Genomic DNA, 19,056 nt, shown 5'->3' with positions numbered 1-19,056 from the left:
GTGCAGCACCCAGCGGCCCGAGCGGCGCGAGGTCACCAGCCGGCAGCGGCGCAGCACCGCGAGGTGCTGCGACACCGCCGCCGCGCTGAGGTCGAGGTAGGCCGCGAGCTGGGTCGTCGACAGCGGCAGGTCGAGATGGGTGAGCAGGGCGGCCCGGCTGCGCCCCATCAGATCGCCGAGCGGCTCGGCGGACGCCTGGGACGACTGCTCCGTCCACAGCCGTCCGATCCCGCGCGGCGAGTACGTGAGCGTCGGCTGGTACGGCTCGTTGTGCAGCACGAGCAGGTGGGGCCAGGCGAACACACAGGGCACGAGCAGCAGTCCCGCACCGGCGGCCTCGCGCCGGGCCGAGTGGAGCGGCTTGTCGATGCGGAGCCGGTCCACCTCGTAGCGCGCCTCGGGGTGCAGGTCGTCGAAGACCTTGGCGAGGCCACCGGTCGTGAGCTGCTGTGCCCGGTGGGCGATGTCGGCGTCGTCGAGGGCCCGCAGCCGGGGCCAGACCGGCTCGACGGCGGCCCGCCAGTAGGCGGCCATGGTGTCGACGAGACGGAGCAGTCCGTGCTCGGGATCCTCGTACAGGGGGCGGATCACGGCCGGCAGTTCGCCGTCGGTGCGCAGTTCGTCGAGCGAGGTGCGCACGACCTCGCCGGGCGTGGCGGCGATCGCCGCCAGCTCGTCGCCGAAGTTCCCGGTCAGCGCCTCCGGCGGCGGCGCGAGGAAGTCCGGCACGATCCGCGGCCCCCGCGCGAGCGCCAGCAGCACCCGCAGATCGAGCCCGGTCACCCTCGGCGCCGCGAACTCCAGCCACGGCCGGTGCACCAGCGGCCGCCGCGTGCCGGCCAGCACGGGCACGCTGTGCACCAGTTCCTCGAGCGGTGAGCGCGCGAAGCGTATCCGCGTCAGATCGTCGGGCCCGAAGATGATGTCGATCACGTGTCGGAGCGTACCCGTGGTGCCCCTGGCCGGAGGCGGATGCGAGCGGTCGCCGGGTTCACGCGCTCTCGCCCGCGTGTACGGGGAGGTCGGCGAGGCGCCATTCGAGCATGCCGTCGCTGAGCCGGACCGCCCGACGGCCGTGGTCGGACAGCAGGCGGACCGCCTCGTGGGCGAGCGCGCAGTACGCGCCGCGGCAGTACACGACGACCTCGGTCTCCTCGGGCAGCTCGCCGATGCGGTCGGCGAGTTCGGCGACGGGGATGCAGACGGCGCCGGGGATGTGTCCGGCGAGGTACTCCTCCGGCGGGCGCACGTCGAGGACGACCACGTCGCCGTCGCCGGCCGCGAGCCGGTCGAGCAGCTCGTCGTGGGTGACGGCGGTGGCCGCGTCGTCGCCGAGGTAGGCGGTCCTGGCGGCGGGGACGGCGGCCTGGTGGCGGTCGGCGACCGTCCGCAGGAGGGCGAAGAGCCGGGCGACGTCGTCGCCGGCGAGCCGGTAGTGGATGCGGACGCCCTCGCGCCGGGTGGCGACGAAGCCGGCCTGCTTGAGCGTCTGCAGGTGGGCGGAGGCGGTGGTCAGGTTCAGGCCGGCGGCCTTCGCGAGCGCGTCGACGGTGCGCTCGCCCTGCGCGAGCAGATCCAGCAGTTCGAGTCGCTTTCCGCTGGCCAGCGCCTTGCCGCTGGCGGCGAAGGCGTCGTACAGCGCGGCCTTCGCGCCGGCCCTCGCGCCGGCCCTCGCGCCGGCCCTCGCGCCGGCCGTGGTGCCGGTCTCGGTGGCCTTCGTGCCGGTCTCGGCGGCGCTCCCGCCGGCCCTCGCGATGGCGTCCCGCATTGCTTCCTCCACCTATCCATGGATGACTGTAACTGACGCCCTGCGGTGACGCTCCCCGCCCGGTGACGCACTCGCAGGCGCCCTCAGGCCTCGGACAAGGAGAGCACGATGGGCTTCGCCGACGATCACCTGATTCCCCTGGTCGACGACGGCCTCGGCAACAGCGCCTACCTCGTGGACCTGGGCGACGGCCGCGCCCTGGCCGTCGACGCCTGCCGCGACCTGCGCGCCCTCCGCGCCGCCGCCGAGCGGCGCGGACTGACCGTCGCGTACGCCGCCGACACCCATCTGCACGCCGACTTCCTCTCCGGCGCCGTCCAGCTCGGCCACGAGTACGGCGCCAGGGTGCTCGCCTCCGCCGCCGGTCACCGCGCCTTCCCCCACCGGGGCCTCGCCGACGGCGACGAGGTCGATCTCGGCGGGCTCACCCTGCGCGCCCTGGCCACCCCCGGTCACACCGACGAGCACCTGTCCTTCCTGCTCCTCGACGGCGGCCGGGAGCTCGGCGTCTTCACCGGCGGCTCGCTGATCGTGAACTCCGCCGCCCGCACCGACCTCCTCGGCGCCGACCGCACCGAGGAACTCGCCCGGGCCCAGTACCGCTCCCTGCGCCGGCTGGCCGAGCTGCCGGACGCGACCGCCGTGTGGCCCACGCACGGCGCCGGCTCCTTCTGCTCGGCGCCGCCCGGCAGCGAGCGCACCTCCGCCATCGGCGCCGAGAAGCGGGCGAACCCGCTGCTCGCCGCCCGTGACGAGGACGCCTTCGTCCGGCAGCTGCTCGCGGGCCTCGGCACGTACCCCGCCTACTTCGACCGGCTCGCCGAGGTCAACCGGCGCGGCCCCGCCGTCCTGACCGGGACCCCGCTCCTGGCGGAACTGTCCGCCGAACAGGTCCGCGCCCTCATGGCCGACGGCGGACACGTCGTCGACGTCCGTCCGGCCGCCGAGTACGCCGCCGGCCACATCCCCGGCGCCCTCTCCAACCCGCTGCGCGGCGCCTTCGCCACCTGGCTCGGCTGGCTCCTGCCCGACACGGCGCCGCTCGCCTTCGTCACCGGAGAGGGCCAGGACCTGGGCGAGCTCGTCTGGCAGGCGTACAAGATCGGGTACGAGCGACTGGCCGGGCGCCTGGCCGGAGGCATGGCGGCCTGGCTCGCCGACGGCAACGAGGAGGCCACCACCGCCCTCGTCGCCGCCGACCGGGCGGGCCGCCGTCCGTACCTCGACGTGCGCCAGGCCGCGGAGTTCACCGCCGGCCACGTCCCGGGGGCGCTCCACGTCGAACTCGGCGGCCTCGGCCGGGTCGCCGCGGACGTCCCGGACGGAGCCGTCGTCGCCTGCGCCCACGGCGAGCGCGCCATGACCGCCGCCAGCCTCCTCGAACGCGCCGGCCACACCCGTCTCACGGTGCTCCGCGGCGGTCCCGCCGACTACGCCGCCGCCCACGGCCTGCGCCTCGCCGTGGGGCCGGAGGACACCCGCCCGTGAGGAACGGCCGCGTGCCCGCCCCCGTACCCGCCGCCTCCGGCCGTCCGCCCGTACGTCTCGGACTGCGTGAGAACCGGCTCCAGTTCACCCTGCTCGTCATCGTCAACGTCTGCGTCGGCGGCCTGGTCGGCCTGGAACGCACCACCGTGCCGCTCATCGGCTCCGAGACCTTCGGCCTGACCAGCGACCTCGCGGTCTTCTCGTTCATCATCGCCTTCGGCCTCACCAAGGCCCTCACCAACCTGGCCGCCGGAGCGCTGACCGCCCGCTTCCGCCGCAGGCAGCTCCTCGTCGCCGGCTGGCTGATCGGCGTCCCCGTCCCCTTCGCGCTCGCCTACGCGCCCTCCTGGGGCTGGATCGTCGCGGCCAACGTGCTGCTCGGCCTCAACCAGGGCCTCACCTGGTCGATGACGGTCAACATGAAGATCGACCTCGTCGGCCCCGCCCGCCGCGGCCTCGCCACCGGCCTGAACGAAGCCGCCGGTTACACGGCCGTCGGCGCCACCGCCCTGCTCACCGGCTACCTCGCCACCGCGTACGGCCTTCGCCCCGTGCCGGAGCTCGTCGGCGTCGCCTTCGTCGCCGCGGGACTCGCCCTCACGCTCGCCGTGCGGGACACCGCCGCCCATGTCGCCCTCGAACTCGCCCGGCACGCCGAGCCGTTGACAGCCGGCGAGGACACCGGCCCGAGAGCCGCCTTCCTCCGCACCTCCTGGCGCCACCGCTCGCTGCGCGGCGCCAGCCAGGCCGGACTCGTCAACAACCTCAACGACGGTCTGACCTGGGGCGTCTTCCCGCTCCTCTTCACCGACCACGGGCTCGGACTCGCCGCCGTCGGCCTCGTCAAAGGCCTCTATCCCATCCTCTGGGGCCTCGGACAGATCCCCACCGGCCATCTCGCCGACCGCATCGGCCGCAAGCCCCTCGTCGTCACCGGCATGCTCGTCCAGTCGGCCGGTTTCGTCCTCGCGCTCGCCCTCCTCGACCGCCCGCTGCTCGCCGGCATCCTCTCCGCCGTCGCCCTGGGCCTCGGCACCGCCATGGTCTACCCGGCCCTCATCGCCTCCGTGTCCGACCACGCCCATCCCGCGTGGCGCGCCAACGCCCTGGGCACCTACCGCTTCTGGCGCGACATCGGCTACGCGGCCGGCGCTCTCGTCGCCGGCGTCCTCGCCGACGCCTTCGGGCTCGACGCCACCGTCGTCGCGGCCGCCGCCCTCACCGCCGCCTCCGGTCTCCTCGCCGCCCGCTGGATCACCGAACGGCCGAAGGGCTGATCCATTGACGTGCGGAGGCCGCACTCCTACGTTTTCGTTCGGACATACGGCTGTTGGTCGAAATTTCGAACGAAAGGGAGTCGCGTGCCCCGCACCGAACGCGCCACTCGCACCGCTCGTTTCACCCTCGATCCCGACTTCACCGTCGGCCCCGTCGATCCGCGTCTCTTCGGCTCCTTCGTCGAGCACCTCGGGCGCTGCGTCTACACCGGCATCCACGAGCCCGGCCACCCCGCCGCCGACGAGGACGGACTGCGCACCGACGTCCTGGAGCTGGTCCGCGAACTCGGCGTCACCGTCGTGCGCTATCCCGGCGGCAACTTCGTCTCCGGCTACCGCTGGGAGGACGGCGTCGGGCCGGCCGATCAACGGCCGCGCCGGCTCGACGCCGCCTGGCGCTCCACCGAGACCAACCGCTTCGGCCTGAGCGAGTTCATGGCCTTCCTGCGCAAGATCGGCCCGCGGGCCGAGCCGATGATGGCGCTCAACCTCGGCACCCGCGGCCTCGCGGAGGCCATGGACCTCGTCGAGTACGCCAACCACCCCGGCGGCACCGAACTCTCCGACCGCCGCATCGCGCACGGCGACAAGGACCCCTTCGGCATCCGCCTCTGGTGCCTCGGCAACGAGATGGACGGCACCTGGCAGACCGGCCAGAAGACGGCGGCGGAGTACGGCCGGCTGGCCGCCCAGACCGCCCGCGCCCTGCGCGGGCTCGACTCCGGCCTCGAGCTCGTCGTCTGCGGCAGCTCCGCCCGCGACCTGCCCACGTTCGCCGCGTGGGAGGCGACCGTCCTGGAGGAGACGTACGAGGTCGTCGACCACGTCTCCCTGCACGCCTACTACGAGGAGCAGGACGGCGACCGCGACTCCTTCCTCGCCTCCGCCGTCCACATGGAGGCCTTCATCCGGGAGGTGATCGCCACCTGCGACCACGTCGGCGCCCGGCTCAAGTCCCCGAAGCGGCTCACCCTCTCCTTCGACGAGTGGAACGTCTGGTACCAGCGACGGCCCAACCCGCACCCGGTGGAGGACTGGCAGGAGGCCCCCCGCCTCCTGGAGGACGTCTACACGGTGACCGACGCCGTCGTCTTCGGCACCCTTCTGATCGCCCTGCTCCGCCATGCCGACCGGATCGCCGTGGCCTGTCTCGCCCAGCTCGTCAACGTGATCGCGCCGATCATGACCGAGCCCGGCGGCCCGGCCTGGCGCCAGACCGTCTTCCACCCCTTCGCCCAGGCCGCGCGGTACGGGCAGGGCACGGTCCTCGACGTACGCGTCGACGCGCCCACGTACCCCACGCCGAAGTACGGGGACGTGCCGCTGCTGCACGCCACCGCCGTGCGCGGCGAGGACGGGACCGTCACCGTCTTCGCCGTGAACCGCGACCAGCACGCCGAACTGCCCCTGGAGGTGGCGCTGCGCGGTCTCGGCGTGAGCCGCGTGCTGGAGCACACCGCCCTCGCCGACGCGGACCCCGAGGCGTGCAACACCCTCGACGCGCCGGACCGGGTGGTGCCGCACGCCGTCCGCGGCACCGGCATCGCCGACGGACGGCTACGGGCCGTCCTGGAGCCGCTGTCCTGGAACGTCATCCGGCTGGCCTGACCGGCCGTCGCGTGGCGTCCCTCGGCGTTGAATCCATTCATACGACACGAGGGCGTGCGAGCCGTCAGCGCTGCGAAAGATCTCGGAGATCCTGTCCGAAGCGTTGACGGCGCTGGCCGGCGACCCTACTTTGTCCCAGCAAGCGCTTTCCTGAAACGTTCCAATCACGCGCGGGAGGACGAACTGTGCGTACACAAGGCACTGTTGACCGTCGGAATCTGCTGAAGGTCGCCGGCGGATCCATGGCGGCCCTCGGCCTGACCGCGGCGGGCTGCGGCACCGGATCCGGCTCGGGAGACGGCACCGTCACCCTCCGGTACGCCTGGTGGGGCTCGGACGACCGGGCCAAGCGGATCAACCGGTCGATCGCCCTCTTCGAGAAGAAGTACCCGAAGATCAAGATCAAGACCGACTTCCAGCCCTACGCCGACTTCTGGAAGAAGTTCAACACCCAGGCCTCGGGCGGCAACCCGCCGGACGTCTTCCAGAACGCCATCGGCTTCCTGCGCAAGTACGACAAGAAGAACGTCCTCCTCGACCTGCGCGGGCAGGTCGAGGAGGGGAACCTCCGGCTCGAGGGATTCCGCGCCGGACTGGAGAAGTTCGGCGAGGTCGACGGCAAGCTGCTCGGCATCCCCGTCGGCAGCAACTCCATGGCCCTCGTCGTCGACCGGACCGTCTTCACCCGGGCCGGCGTGAAGCCGAAGCCCGGCTGGACCTGGGACGAGTACCACGCGGCCCTCGCCAGGATCCAGGACAGCCAGGGCCGGGCCGGCGACGCCGGTCCGTACGGGATCATGTACCTCTACGACCTCTACCTCCGCCAGCACGGCAAGGCCTTCTTCACCACCTCCGCACTCGGCTTCACCGAGGCCGACCTGACCGACTGGTGGACCAAGGCGTTCGAGCGGGTGAAGTCAGGCCTCTACGCCGACCCGAAGAAGACCATCCAGGCCAAGCCCAAGTCGGCCGTCACCGCCGAACTCGCCGGCTGCGAGTTCACGTGGGACAACTTCTCCGTCCGCTACTCCTCCGAGGGCAAGAGCCAGTACGGGCTCGCCCCCATACCCACCACGGACGGCCACAAGACCGGCCAGTACCTCGGCTCCCTCATGCTCAGCGGCTCCCGGCGCACCAAGCACCCCAGGGAAGTCGCCCGGTTCATCGACTTCATGGTCCACGACCCCGAGGTCGCGAAGATCATGGGCTACGACCGCGGAGTCCCCTCGACCGTCGCCCAGTACGAGGCGTACGTGCCCTCCGACCCGGTCGGACAGCAGATCGCCGCGTACGAGAAGCAACTGGTCGAGTCGCGCGTCCTGGAGCCCATCACCCCGCACCCGGCCGGCGCCGACGTCGTCGAGGCCGCCTTCCTGCGGCTCTCCGAGGAGATGTCCCTCGGCACCCGGCCGGTCGCCGACGCGGTGAAGCAGTTCTTCACCGAGGCGAAGACGGCCCTCGCCGCCTGATGGACGCCGCCGTGACCTCCGTACCGACCGGCCCGGCACCCGGCTCCCCGCCGGGCCCGCCGGACCCCGCACCGCCGTCGCACCCCGCACCGCCGCCGGCGCCCACCACCGGCGGAGCGGGGCCGGGCCGCGCGGCCCCGCCCCGCCGGGCCCGCGGGACCCGCCGCGAGAACCTCGCCGGCTACCTGTTCCTCTCCCCGTGGATCACGGGCTTCCTGCTGCTCACCGCGGGACCCATGGTCGCCTCGCTCTACTTCGCCTTCACCGACTACAACCTCTTCGACGCCCCGCGGTGGATCGGTCTCGACAACTTCACCGAGATGTTCGGCGACCCCCGCTGGCGCACCTCCGTGAAGGTGACCAGCTGGTACGTGGTCGTCGGCACCCCGCTCAAGCTGGCCGCGGCCCTCGGCGTGGCGCTGCTGCTCAACCAGAGCCGGCGCGGCCAGGGCTTCTACCGGGCCGCGTTCTACGCCCCCTCGCTCATCGGCGCCAGCGTCTCCGTCGCCATCGTGTGGCGGGCGCTCTTCTCCGACGGCGCCGCCGTCGACCGCGCCCAGCAGGCCCTCGGCCTGGCGCCCGGCGGCTGGATCGGCGACCCCGACCGCATCATCTACGCCCTGGTGGCGCTGACCGTCTGGCAGTTCGGCGCCCCGATGGTCATCTTCCTGGCCGGACTCAAGCAGGTGCCGCGGGAGTTGTACGAGGCGGCCCAGGTCGACGGCGCGGGACCGTGGCGGCGGTTCTGGAACATCACCCTGCCGATGATCTCCCCGGTGCTCTTCTTCAACGTGCTCCTGGAGACCATCCACTCCTTCCAGATCTTCGGCTCCGCCTACATCATCGGCAGCCAGGGCAACGCCTGCGGCCCGGCCGACGGCACCCTCGTCTACACCTGCTACCTCTACATCCAGGGCTTCGAGAACAGCCGCATGGGCCTGGCCTCGGCGATGGCCTGGATGCTGCTGCTCGCCGTCGGCCTGGTCACGGCGGTGCTGTTCTGGTCCCAGCGGCGCTGGGTGCACTACGAGGAGGACGCCCGATGAGTCCCAAGGCGGCCTCGGCGGCCTGGCACGCGGGGGCGCTCGCCGTCCTCGCCGTCGTCCTCTACCCCGTGGTGTGGGTCGTGGGCGGCTCCTTCAAGCCCAACGACGAGATCGTCGGCAGCCTGGAGCTGTTCCCCACCGACCCCATCACCGACAACTACCGGCGGCTCGCGGACGGCATCGCCGACATCCCCATCGCCACCTTCTTCGGCAACTCCCTCCTCCTCGCCGTCGGTTCGGTGGTCGGCGTGCTCGCGTCCAGCTCGCTCGCCGCCTACGCCTTCGCCAAGGTCGGGTTCGCGGGGCGCGGCCTCCTCTTCACGCTGATGATCGGCACGCTGCTGCTTCCGTACCACGTGCTCCTCATCCCGCAGTACGTGCTGTTCCAGAAGCTGGAACTCGTCAACACGTACACGCCGTTGCTGCTCGGCAAGTACCTCGCCGCGGACGCCTTCTTCGTCTTCCTGATGCTCCAGTTCATGCGCGGGCTGCCGAAGGAGCTCGACGAGGCGGCCCGGCTCGACGGCTGCGGACATCCGCGGATCTACTGGTCGATCGTGCTGCCGCTGTGCCGGCCGGCCCTGATCACGAGCGCGATCTTCACCTTCATCAACGCGTGGAACGACTTCCTCGGCCCGCTCATCTACCTCAACGAGCCGGAGAAGTACACCGTCTCCCTGGGGCTGAAGATGTTCGTCGACCAGGACGGCGTCGCCAACTACGGCGGCATGATCGCCATGTCGCTGGTGGCGCTGCTGCCCGTCGTCGCCTTCTTCCTCGCCTTCCAGCGCTATCTCATCGACGGCATGGCCACCTCGGGGCTCAAGGGATGAGCGCGCCGCGTCGGCAAGGGCGCCCGCCCGGCGGGGGACGGGGGCGCTTCCTGGAGCGCTTCGGGGTCTTCGCCGAGGCCCTCCTCGTGGGCGTGTGGATCGCGGTCGCCGCGCTGCCGCTGGTCACCCTGCCTGCAGCGCTGGCAGCCGGCGCGGGTCACCTGCGGCGCTGGACGGCCGGGGAGGCCGCGGGTCTGCGGTACTTCGCCCGCGATCTGCGGGTCGCGCTGCGTGGGGGCGGCTGGGCGGTGGGGCTCGGGCTCTGGGCGGGGCTCGCTCTTCTGTGGGCCGATCTCGCCGTCGTACGGAGCGGAGGGCTGCCCGGCGGGCGGGTCGTCGGGGTCGTCGGGGTCCTGGCGGGGCTGTGGGCCGCCGTCGGTCTGCTGCGGGCCTGCGGCGCCTGGCGGGCGGGAGCCCGCTGGGGCGGGCTGCTCGCGGCCGGCGGCCGCCGGGCCCTGCGTGATCCGGCCGGGTCCCTGTTCGTGGTCTGCGGGTTCGCCGTCGTCGGGGCCTCGGCCTGGTTCTCGGCGCCGTTGGCCGTGCCGGCGCTCGGTGTCTGTGTCGCTGCCGTTCTGGCGGTCGAGCAGCGTGCGGCCTTGCCTGGCGCCGCGTAGAGCTGCCGCCGTGTAGAGCTGCCGCTGGTCAACCCGTCGTGGTGCCGCGTGGGCCGCTCCGGGGGCCGCATTCGGGACTGCGTGATGTACGGCGCGGATCTGGTCCGTGGCGTGCTGAACGCTCTTCTCCCGCGCCACAAAACACGCGTCACGTCCCGAACGCGACCCCCTGCGCGGCCCCCGCTTCCGTACGTCTTCGTCGAAAGGTTCGCTCATGTCCGCCATACCTCGCCGCTCGCTTCTGAAGGCGGCCGCCGTCGCCGGAGCCGCCGCGCAGTTCAGCTGGGTGCTCGGGCGCGACGCCCAGGCCGCTCCCGCCGCCGAGGCCGTCTCCGAGGCCGTCTCCGAGGGGCGGCCCGCCACCATCAGCTGGCTGGAGCCCGGAGGGCTCGGGGCCGCCGCCGGCTCCACCTTCGGTGCGCCTGGCCCAAGGGCGTCCACGCCGGTGACACCGCCTTCGTCCTGACGTCCGCCGACGGCGACCCCGTGCCCGTACAGACGTGGACGACCGCGCGCTGGCCCGACGGGTCGCTCAAGTGGACCGCGCACGCCGTCGGGCCCGAGGCGGGCGGCATCGAGCGCTTCAGCCTCGCGCCCGGAACTCCCGCGGCGGCTGCGAAGGCCGTGACCGTTTCCGCGACGGATCGGCGGATCAGCGTCGACACCGGAGTCGTTCGTGTCGTCGTCTCCAGGGACGGCGGGAAGCTCGTCGAGTCCGTCACGCGCGGAGGTGTGAAGATCGCCACCGACGGGCGGCTCGTGCTGCTGCGGCAGGGCGACATCGACGACGGCGACCAGGGCAACGCCAAGTGGGAGCGGTTCGACGGCGAGATCTCGGGTGCCGTGGTCGAACAGGACGGTCCCGTGCGGGCCGTGGTCCGGATCGACGGCAAGCACCGCAAGGGCAGCCGCAGTTGGCTGCCGTTCTGTGTGCGGCTCTACTTCTACGCGGGATCCGAGTCCTTCCGCATGGTCCATACCATCACTTTCGACGGTGACCAGAACAAGGACTTCATCCGTGGGCTCGGCGTCCGCTTCGGCGTCCCGATGCGCGACGCCTCGTACGACCGTCATGTCCGTCTCGCGGGCGAGGGCGCCGGGTTCCTCACCGAGGCCGTGCAGGGCATCACCGGGCTGCGCCGTGACCCCGGCGCCGCCGTGCGCAAGGCCCAGGTCAGGGGGGAGAAGCTGCCCGACCCCGCCACCTGGGACCAGCGGGTCACCAGCCGGCTGCAGTACGTCCCCACCTGGGGCGACTACAGCCTCGCCCAGCTCTCCGCCGACGGGTTCGCGATCCGCAAGCGCACCAAGACCGGGCACGGGTGGATCCCCGCCGGAGGAGGCAGGCGCGCGAGCGGCTTCGGATACGTCGGAGGCGTCACCGGCGGACTCTCGTTCGGGCTGCGGGACTTCTGGCAGAAGCATCCCGCCCAGCTCGACGTCCGCGGCGCCGCCGGCGACGAGGCCGAGGTCACCCTCTGGCTCTGGTCGCCCGAGGCGCAGCCCATGGACCTGCGCTTCTACCACGACGGCATGGGGCAGGACACCTACGCCGAGCAGCTCGAAGGCCTGAACATCACGTACGAGGACCACGAGCCGGGGTTCGGCACCCCGTACGGCATCGCCCGGACCAGCGAGCTGATGTTCTGGGCCAACGCGAGCACTCCCGCCGCCGACGTCCTCGTCTCCCAGGCCGCCGCCGTACGCACTCCGCCGCAGCTCGCCGCGAGCCCGGAAGACCTCGTCCGCGCCCGGGTGTTCGGCGGGCTGTTCTCGCCCGTCGACCGTTCCACCTCGGCCCGGGCGAGGATCGAGGACCGCCTCGACTACCTCTTCGCCTACTACAAGGACCAGGCCGAACAGCGCCGCTGGTACGGCTTCTGGGACTACGGCGACATCATGCACACCTACGACGAGGACCGGCACCAGTGGCGGTACGACGTCGGCGGCTACGCCTGGGACAACTCCGAACTCTCGCCCGACCTCTGGCTCTGGTACGCCTACCTGCGGTCCGGCCGCGCCGACATCTTCCGGTTCGCCGAGGCCATGACCCGCCACACCGGCGAGGTCGACGTCTACCACCTCGGCACCTGGGCCGGCCTCGGCACCCGCCACGGCGTTCAGCACTTCGCCGACAGCGCGAAGCAGCAGCGCATCTCCACGGCCGTCTACCGCCGTCCCTACTACTTCCTCACCGCCGACGAGCGGGTCGGCGACCTCATGCACGACCTGGTCGACTCCGACGAGACCTTCCTGGTGCTCGACCCCATCCGCAAGATCCGCACCGAGCCCTACACCCCCGACCGGCACGCCCTCTCCGTCGGCTTCGGCACCGACTGGAGCGGCCTCGCCGCGGCCTGGCTCACCGAATGGGAGCGCGGCGGCCCCAAGGCGGCCAAGGCCGAGGCCCGGCTGCGGTCCACCATGGAGACCATCGCCGCCCAGCCCAACGGCTTCGTCCAGGGCACCGGCCTCTACGACCTGGACACCGGCCGCTTCGCCGTCGCCGACAAGCCCGTCGTCGGAGTCTCCCACCTCTCCGCCATGTTCGGACTGGTCGAGATGTGCGCCGAGCTCATCGACCTCATCGACATGCCCGCGTTCAAGGAGGCGTGGCTCGACTACTGCCGCTACTTCAACGCCACCAAGGCCGAACAGGCCGCCCGGTACGGCCAGAACTTCGGCACCCTCCTCCTCTTCCAGGGCCACTCCCGCCAGGACGCCTACGCGGCGGCCCAGCTGAACGACGCCACGCTCGCCCAGCGGGCCTGGGCCAGGTTCGACAGGAGCGACGGCTACACCGCGGCTATGGTCTGGGACAAGACGCCCGTCCGGGGCCCCGACGCCCTCGAACCCGGCTACGAGCACCTGTGGATCAGCACGAACACCACCGCCCTGTACGGGCTCGCCGCCATCCAGAACCTCGCCCTCGTCGGCGACCGGTTGCCGAAGTGACGTCCGGGAGGATGATGATGAGAAGGACCGTTCTTGTCGTCGCGTCGGCGGCCCTGGCCGGTGTGCTCGCCGCAGCGCCGGCCGCCCACGCCGACGGGCCCCTCGGCCAGGGGCTCGACCACTGCGTCCCCACGGCCGCCGAAGGCCTCGCCTGCCACTTCGACGTCGCCCCCGGCACGTACGACGTCACCGTGACCCTCGGCGGAGAGACCGCCGGGGCGACCGCGGTCTCCGGCGAGACCCGGCGGGCCCTGCTAGCCGAGACCGTCACCGGGGCGGGGGAGCGGGTCCGGCGCTCGTTCACCGTCGACGTCCGCGATCCCGAGGGCGAGCCCACCGGCGCCGTCGGAAGCCCCGGGCTCGACCTGGTCGTCGGCGGGGCCGCGCCGCGCGTGACCTCGGTGCGGATCACCCCCGCGCCGGCCGCCCCGCGGCTGTTCCTCGTCGGCGACTCGACCGTCTGCGACCAGCCGGCCGGGCCGTACACCGGCTGGGGCCAGATGCTCCCCGCCCACCTGCGGCGCGGGATCGCGGTCGCCAACCACGCCGACTCCGGCGAGAGCACCGTCACCTTCCTCGCCGACCCGGCGCTCTTCGACCGGGTCGAGGCCGCGATCCGGCCCGGCGACCCCGTCCTGATCCAGCTCGCCCACAACGACAAGCAGACCGACGCCGCCACCTACCGGGCCAACCTCACCACCCTGGTCGAGCGGGTCCGGGCCCGGGGCGGCGAACCGGTCCTCGTCACGCCGGTCGTCCGGCGCTGGTTCAGCGCCGACGGCACCCTGAACAACGGCATCGCCCTGCTCGTCAACGGCCTCGGCGTCGACCATCCCGCCGAGATCCGCGCCCTCGCCGCCGAGCTCGGCACCCCGCTCATCGACCTCACCGCCCTCACCAAGGCGAGGGTCGAAGAACTCGGACCCGAGGCCTCCAAGGCGCTCTACCTCACGGCCGAGAAGCGGGACAACACCCACACCTCGGTACGCGGCGCCACGGAGTACGCGGCCCTCGTCGCCGGGGAACTGCGGGCCCGGGGCATCGTCCCGGAACACCTCTTCCGCTGAGCAGGGCACCGATGCTCTCCGGCGGTCAGGCCCCCGGGTTCGCCGTGAAGGTGAACGAGAAGGAGGCGGGCGCGGCCGACAGGCGGTGCTCCGGGAGCACGCCCGGGCCGCAGGACTGGGAGCCGATGCCGTGCTGGGCGTGGTCCAGGTGCAGCCAGAGGAGGTCGCCCGGCACCAGGTCGGTGCGGTGGGCGGCCGCGTCCAGCTGTTCCGTCGTCCAGCGGCGGGCCGTGAACCAGAACGCCGGGGCGCCCTCGACCCGTACGCCTCCTGTTCCGTCGGTCAGTTCCAGCCGGCGGGTGTCGATCCGGGCCCCGTTCTCCTGCGGACGCACGTACGGGGTCTGGAGACCGGCCACCGTCGACTCCCAGCGGCCGAGCCGGGCGGCCGCCCGCGTGTCCGGGTACGCCTCGCCGGGCCCGCACCCGTACCAGACCACCCGGTCGAGGGCGGCCGGCAGGCCGAGCCGGACGCCGAGCCGGGGGAGCGGCACCGGCCACCCGCCGTCCGGAACGACGTCGACGACGAGGCCAAGCGCCGTGCCGTCGGAGGTCCAGCGGTAGGTGACGGCGAGCCCGAGGTCCCGGCCCGCGGGTGCCACGCGCGACCGCACCGTGAGGCAGTCCGTCCCGACGCGCACCTCGTCGGTGCGGTGCCGCATCCGGTGCAGGCCCAGCGCGCGCCACGACGGTGCGCTGCGCACGTCCGGCTGCCAGGGCGCGCCTTCGTCGTTGTCCGTCGGCGCCCGCCACACGTCGAGCCGCAGGCCCGTGACGGGCACGGCGCCGAAGGCCAGCGGCTCGCCGGTGCGGGCGTCGAACACACCGGGGCCGAGGGTGATCCGGTCCGCCGCCCCGGCCGGCCGCGCGCCCGCCGGCGGCAGCGGCCGGGCCGGCGGCGCCGAGGCCGGGACCTGGCCCCAGGCGACCTCGTGCCCGGCGGACGCCCACGCGGTGTCGCGGGCAAGCACCGCCCGTACGGTCCACACGGTCTCCGCCCCGGCCGGACGCGCGGGCGGCTCCGGCAGCCGCACCACCGCGCTCCGGCCGGCGGGCAGCCCGGGCACGTCCAGCGGGCCCTCGGCGACCGTCTCGCCGTCGGCCCCGAAGGACCAGGTGAAGGCGAGGTGCGCGAGATCGGCGACGTCGTGGCCGTTGGTGACCGAGACCGTGCCCGGCTCCTCCCCGGCCACGATCCGGACCGGCTCGATCACCTTCTTGTACTCCAGCAGACCCGGCGACGGCGTACGGTCCGGGAAGAGCAGCCCGTCGCACACGAAGTTCCCGTCGTGCAGCTCCTCGCCGAAGTCGCCGCCGTAGCCGTACCCGTACTCCGGGTGGACCAGGCCGTGGTCGATCCACTCCCACACGAAGCCGCCCTGGCACCGCTCGTAGGTCTCGAACAGCCGCTGGTACTCGGAGAGTCCGCCCGGCCCGTTGCCCATCGCGTGCGCGTACTCGCAGAGGACGAAGGGCAGTGCGCCGCGCGCCGCCGGGCCCCCGTCCGCGCGCCGGCCGATCTCGTCGACCTCGGCGTGCGGCGGGTACATCCGTGAGTAGACGTCGGTGTCGCGGCACGAGCGGTCGCCCTCGTAGTGCACGGGCCGGGACGGGTCCCGCTCGCGGATCCACCGCGCCATCGCGGTCAGACCGGCGCCGGTGCCGCACTCGTTGCCCAGCGACCACATGATCACCGACGGATGGTTCTTGTCCCGCTCGACGAGCCGGGCCGCCCGGTCGAGCAGCGCCGGCGTCCAGCGCGCGTCGTCCACCGGGTTGCCCCGCCACGCCAGCTCCTCGAACCCGTGGGTCTCCAGGTCGCCCTCGTCGATCACCCACAGGCCGTACTCGTCGCACAGGTCGAGGAAGGCCGGATGCGGCGGATAGTGCGAGGTGCGGACGGCGTTGACGTTGTGACGCTTCATCAGCTCCACGTCCTCGCGCATCGTCGCGAGCTCCAGGCTCCGCCCGCGCTCCGGATGGAACTCGTGCCGGTTCACGCCCCGGAAGAGGACCCGCCGCCCGTTGGCCTTCAGCACCCCGTCCTCGACGCACACCGAGCGGAAGCCGATCCGCAGCGCGATGCGCTCCCCGCCGGCGGCCAGCTCGCCCTCGTACAGGCGGGGCACCTCGGCGCTCCACGGCTCGACCGGCACCGTCGCCGTCTCGCCGGTCGCCAGGTCGAGACCCAGCTCCGGCACCGCCACCCGGCCGGGCACGTCGCAGTCGACGCGCAGGCCGCCCGTGCCCCCGGCGTGGTCGTACGAGGCGTGGACGAAGAAGTCGGCGGGCGCGCCCTCCGGCCGGTGCAGGAGCGTGACGTCCCGGAAGATCCCCGGCAGCCACCACTGGTCCTGGTCCTCCAGGTAGGAGCCCGAGGACCACTGGTGGACGCGGACCGCGAGCACGTTGTCCCGTGCGCGCAGCAGCCGTCCCACGGCGAACTCGTGGGCCAGACGAGAGCCCTTGAAGTCGCCGAGCTCCGTGCCGTTGAGCCAGACCCGGGCACAGGACTCCACGCCGTCGAAGCGGAGGACGGCTCCGCCCGTCGCCGGCCAGTCCCCGGGCACGTCGAAGCGGCACAGGTGGTCGCCGGTCGGGTTCTCGGAGGGGACGTGCGGCGGGTCGACGGGGAAGGGGTAGACGACGTTGGTGTAGGCCGGTCGCCCGTACGCGCCGTCCTTGCCCTGGAGGACCCAGTGGCCGGGCACGGCGATCCGGTCCCAGCCGCTCGCGTCGAAGTCCGGGGCGGCGAAGGAGTCGTCGTGGCTGTCGGCGGCGGGCGAGAGACGGAAGGCCCACTCGCCGTTCAGGGAGAGGGCGGCAGCGTCGGAACGGGCGTACCAGGCACGGGGCGGAAGCGTGCCGCGGCCGGGGGAGACGTCTTCGTACCAGGGCAGCGCGGACATGGTCCTCCTGCGGGAGACGGGAAGGGGATGGAGAGACGGGAAGGGGATGGAGAGACGGAAGGGGATGGAGAGACGGGAAGGGGAGGGGCAGACGGGAAGGGGAATGGGGAGACGGGGAAGGGGGAGCGCCGGCTTCCGGCCGAAGCATGTGCCGCGCGGCTCCGGCTCCCATCCCACCGCTCCGTCCCGTCGCGCACAACCCCGGCCGGGCCTCGGACCCTTGGACTCTTCTCGCCCCGCCTGGACAGTTCTTGAATCGTTTTTATCCAGGCGGCAACCCCACGCCGCGCGGCGGCGACCTACGGGCGCCTCACCCCCACACCAGCGAAGGAGCCGCACCCGTGAACCCGTACGACACCCCGTCGCACCCGGTCCGCCGCCGCACCCTCCTCGGCGCGGCAGCGGCCGGCACCGCCCTCGCCGCCACCGGCGGACCCGCCCCCGCGCGCGCCGCCGCCGCCTCGTTCGGCTGGAGCGACGACGGCACCCAGTACGTCCTCGACACCGGCGCCGGGCTCGTCTTCAAAATCTCCAAGTCCACCGGCGACCTCACCTCCCTCCTATACAAGGGCAAGGAGTACGAGGGCTACGGCGGCAAGCACTCGCACGTCGAGTCCGGCCTCGGCTCCTCCACCGTCACCCTGCGGCAGGCCGGCTCCACCATCCTCGTCACCGTCGTCCACGGCACGCTGCGCCACTACTACGCCGCCCGCGCCGGACTGAACAACGTCTACCTGTGGACCGACAAGGCCGACACGTCCTTCACCGCCACCCGCTACATCGTCCGCCTCAGGCCGGGCGTCTTCCCCAACGAGGGCCCAGACTCCTGGGTCGAGGGCGCGGACACCGTCATCGAGGCCGGTGACGTCTGGCAGCGGTCCGACGGCCAGACCCGCTCCAAGCACTACTCCGGGCTGCGCGTCATGGACTACGACCACATCGGGTACACCACCGGGACCGTCGGCCTCTGGATGGTGCGCTCCAACCACGAGAAGGCCTCCGGCGGCCCCTTCTACCGCTCTCTGCTGCGCCACTCCAACGAACTCGGCGTCGGCCTCTACGAGATCCTCCACTACAACCAGTCGCAGACCGAGGCCATGCGCTTCGGCCTCCAGGGCCCGTACGTCCTCGCCTTCACCGACGGCGGAACGCCCGACCCCGCGCTGTCCGCCGCCCACCACGACACCTCGTGGGTGGACGGCCTCGGCATCCCCGGATGGGTCGGCGCCGCGGGGCGGGGCCGGGTCGCGGGCGTCGGGCTCGCCGGCATGGACCCGGCCCACCCGTACACGGTCGGCTTCGCCAACGCCGACGCCCAGTACTGGACCCGCGCGGCCGCCGGCACGGGAGCCTTCTCCTGCCGCGGCATGCTCCCCGGCACGTACACCCTCACCGTCTACAAGGGCGAACTCGCCGTCCACACCGGCACGGTGACGGTCACCGCGGGCACGGCCACCGCCCTCCACACGATCACCCTGACCGGCGACCCGAGCACCGCCCCCGCGATCTGGCGGATCGGCGACTGGAACGGCACGCCGGCCGGCTTCAAGAACGCCGCCCTCATGACGTACGCCCACCCCGCCGACGTCCGCGCCGCCCCCTGGACCGGCAACGTCGTCCTCGACGGCACCGACGTGCGGTCGTCCTTCCCCTGCTACCTCTGGAAGGACGTCAACGACGGCGTTCTCGTCTACTTCAGGCTCACCGCCGCCCAGGCCGCCGCCGCGCACACCCTGCGCATCGGGGTCACCACGGCCTTCCTCAACGGACGGCCCCAGGTCACGGTCAACGACTGGGTCTCGGCGATCCCCTCACCGCCCGCCCAGCCGTCGACCCGCTCCCTCACCAACGGCTCCTACCGCGGCAACAACCACACCTTCACCTACGTCGTCCCGGCGAGCGCCTGGAAGACGGACCCGGGCCAGTACAACGTGCTGCGGCTGAACGTCGTCAGCGGCTCGACCGGCACCGGCTTCCTCAGCCCCGGCACCTCGGTCGACTGCGTCGACCTGCTCGCGTGACC

The 19,056-nt window shown here is 72.6% G+C and carries 12 protein-coding genes and 1 pseudogene; 10 read left to right on the top strand and 3 right to left on the bottom strand.

The genetic code is table 11. From position 1 onward, the window contains the following. Positions 1-933: DUF5937 family protein (locus tag ACFWJO_RS13910; protein ID WP_386864933.1), on the bottom strand; the 933-nt coding region annotated here is incomplete at its 3' end. Positions 934-991: 58 nt separating this feature from the next. After that, positions 992-1,768, bottom strand: coding sequence for an ArsR/SmtB family transcription factor (locus ACFWJO_RS13905; protein ID WP_386864932.1), 777 nt, complete (start codon positions 1,766-1,768; stop codon positions 992-994). Positions 1,769-1,876: 108 nt separating this feature from the next. Between ACFWJO_RS13905 and ACFWJO_RS13900 the strand changes: the two genes are divergently transcribed. The 9 genes and pseudogenes from ACFWJO_RS13900 (at position 1,877) to ACFWJO_RS13860 (ending at position 14,125) form a co-directional block, all read left to right on the top strand. Further along, a complete protein-coding gene (locus ACFWJO_RS13900) occupies positions 1,877-3,256 on the top strand; it encodes a rhodanese-like domain-containing protein (protein WP_386864931.1) in 1,380 nt (459 codons plus the stop codon). An 11-nt stretch (positions 3,257-3,267) separates the two neighbouring features. Next, a complete protein-coding gene (locus ACFWJO_RS13895) occupies positions 3,268-4,533 on the top strand; it encodes an MFS transporter (RefSeq protein WP_386864930.1) in 1,266 nt (421 codons plus the stop codon). Between the two features lie 84 nt (positions 4,534-4,617). Beyond that, positions 4,618-6,141 (top strand): alpha-N-arabinofuranosidase, encoded by a 1,524-nt coding sequence (locus ACFWJO_RS13890; protein WP_386864929.1) that lies wholly within the window; start codon positions 4,618-4,620, stop codon positions 6,139-6,141. 242 nt (positions 6,142-6,383) lie between these two features. Continuing rightward, positions 6,384-7,610, top strand: a complete 1,227-nt coding sequence (locus ACFWJO_RS13885; protein ID WP_386864928.1) for an ABC transporter substrate-binding protein — start codon at positions 6,384-6,386, stop codon at positions 7,608-7,610. After that, positions 7,610-8,656, top strand: coding sequence for a carbohydrate ABC transporter permease (locus ACFWJO_RS13880; protein ID WP_386864927.1), 1,047 nt, complete (start codon positions 7,610-7,612; stop codon positions 8,654-8,656). Before ACFWJO_RS13885 ends, ACFWJO_RS13880 begins: the two co-directional genes overlap by 1 nt. Further along, on the top strand, positions 8,653-9,489 hold the full coding sequence (locus ACFWJO_RS13875; protein WP_386864926.1) for a carbohydrate ABC transporter permease: 837 nt from the start codon (positions 8,653-8,655) through the stop codon (positions 9,487-9,489). The genes ACFWJO_RS13880 and ACFWJO_RS13875 overlap by 4 nt, the downstream gene beginning before the upstream one ends. Further along, positions 9,486-10,103 carry a hypothetical protein gene (locus ACFWJO_RS13870; RefSeq protein WP_386864925.1) on the top strand — a complete coding sequence of 206 codons (618 nt, stop codon included), beginning with the start codon at positions 9,486-9,488 and terminating at the stop codon, positions 10,101-10,103. Before ACFWJO_RS13875 ends, ACFWJO_RS13870 begins: the two co-directional genes overlap by 4 nt. Before the next feature lie 214 nt (positions 10,104-10,317). Beyond that, a pseudogene (locus tag ACFWJO_RS13865) lies at positions 10,318-13,058 on the top strand (Tat pathway signal sequence domain protein). A 14-nt stretch (positions 13,059-13,072) separates the two neighbouring features. Continuing rightward, the gene (locus ACFWJO_RS13860) at positions 13,073-14,125 is read left to right on the top strand and encodes a rhamnogalacturonan acetylesterase (protein ID WP_386864943.1); all 1,053 of its coding nucleotides are present in this window, start codon (positions 13,073-13,075) and stop codon (positions 14,123-14,125) included. A gap of 25 nt (positions 14,126-14,150) precedes the next feature. On the opposite strand, the gene ACFWJO_RS13855 is transcribed toward ACFWJO_RS13860, so the two are convergent. Further along, positions 14,151-17,033 (bottom strand): glycoside hydrolase family 2 TIM barrel-domain containing protein, encoded by a 2,883-nt coding sequence (locus ACFWJO_RS13855; protein ID WP_386864924.1) that lies wholly within the window; start codon positions 17,031-17,033, stop codon positions 14,151-14,153. A 341-nt stretch (positions 17,034-17,374) separates the two neighbouring features. On the opposite strand from ACFWJO_RS13855, the gene ACFWJO_RS13850 reads away from it, so the two are divergent. Then, positions 17,375-19,054 carry a rhamnogalacturonan lyase B N-terminal domain-containing protein gene (locus tag ACFWJO_RS13850; RefSeq protein WP_386864923.1) on the top strand — a complete coding sequence of 560 codons (1,680 nt, stop codon included), beginning with the start codon at positions 17,375-17,377 and terminating at the stop codon, positions 19,052-19,054. Positions 19,055-19,056: the final 2 nt, after the last annotated feature.

It is taken from the genome of Streptomyces sp. NPDC127092, from assembly GCF_042722475.1.
Lineage (GTDB): Bacteria > Actinomycetota > Actinomycetes > Streptomycetales > Streptomycetaceae > Streptomyces.
The sequence above is the reverse complement of the archived record's forward strand: the minus strand, read 5'-3'. Positions and strand labels throughout refer to the sequence as shown.

Excerpts from the sequence above, each read along its gene's own strand:
- ACFWJO_RS13860 (WP_386864943.1), top strand. The coding sequence starts at position 13,073 with ATGATGAGAAGGACCGTTCTTGTCGTCGCGTCGGCGGCCCTGGCCGGT.
- ACFWJO_RS13905 (WP_386864932.1), bottom strand. The coding sequence starts at position 1,768 with ATGCGGGACGCCATCGCGAGGGCCGGCGGGAGCGCCGCCGAGACCGGC.
- ACFWJO_RS13885 (WP_386864928.1), top strand. The coding sequence starts at position 6,384 with ATGGCGGCCCTCGGCCTGACCGCGGCGGGCTGCGGCACCGGATCCGGC.
- ACFWJO_RS13900 (WP_386864931.1), top strand. The coding sequence starts at position 1,877 with ATGGGCTTCGCCGACGATCACCTGATTCCCCTGGTCGACGACGGCCTC.
- ACFWJO_RS13875 (WP_386864926.1), top strand. The coding sequence starts at position 8,653 with ATGAGTCCCAAGGCGGCCTCGGCGGCCTGGCACGCGGGGGCGCTCGCC.
- ACFWJO_RS13880 (WP_386864927.1), top strand. The coding sequence starts at position 7,610 with ATGGACGCCGCCGTGACCTCCGTACCGACCGGCCCGGCACCCGGCTCC.
- ACFWJO_RS13855 (WP_386864924.1), bottom strand. The coding sequence starts at position 17,033 with ATGTCCGCGCTGCCCTGGTACGAAGACGTCTCCCCCGGCCGCGGCACG.
- ACFWJO_RS13870 (WP_386864925.1), top strand. The coding sequence starts at position 9,486 with ATGAGCGCGCCGCGTCGGCAAGGGCGCCCGCCCGGCGGGGGACGGGGG.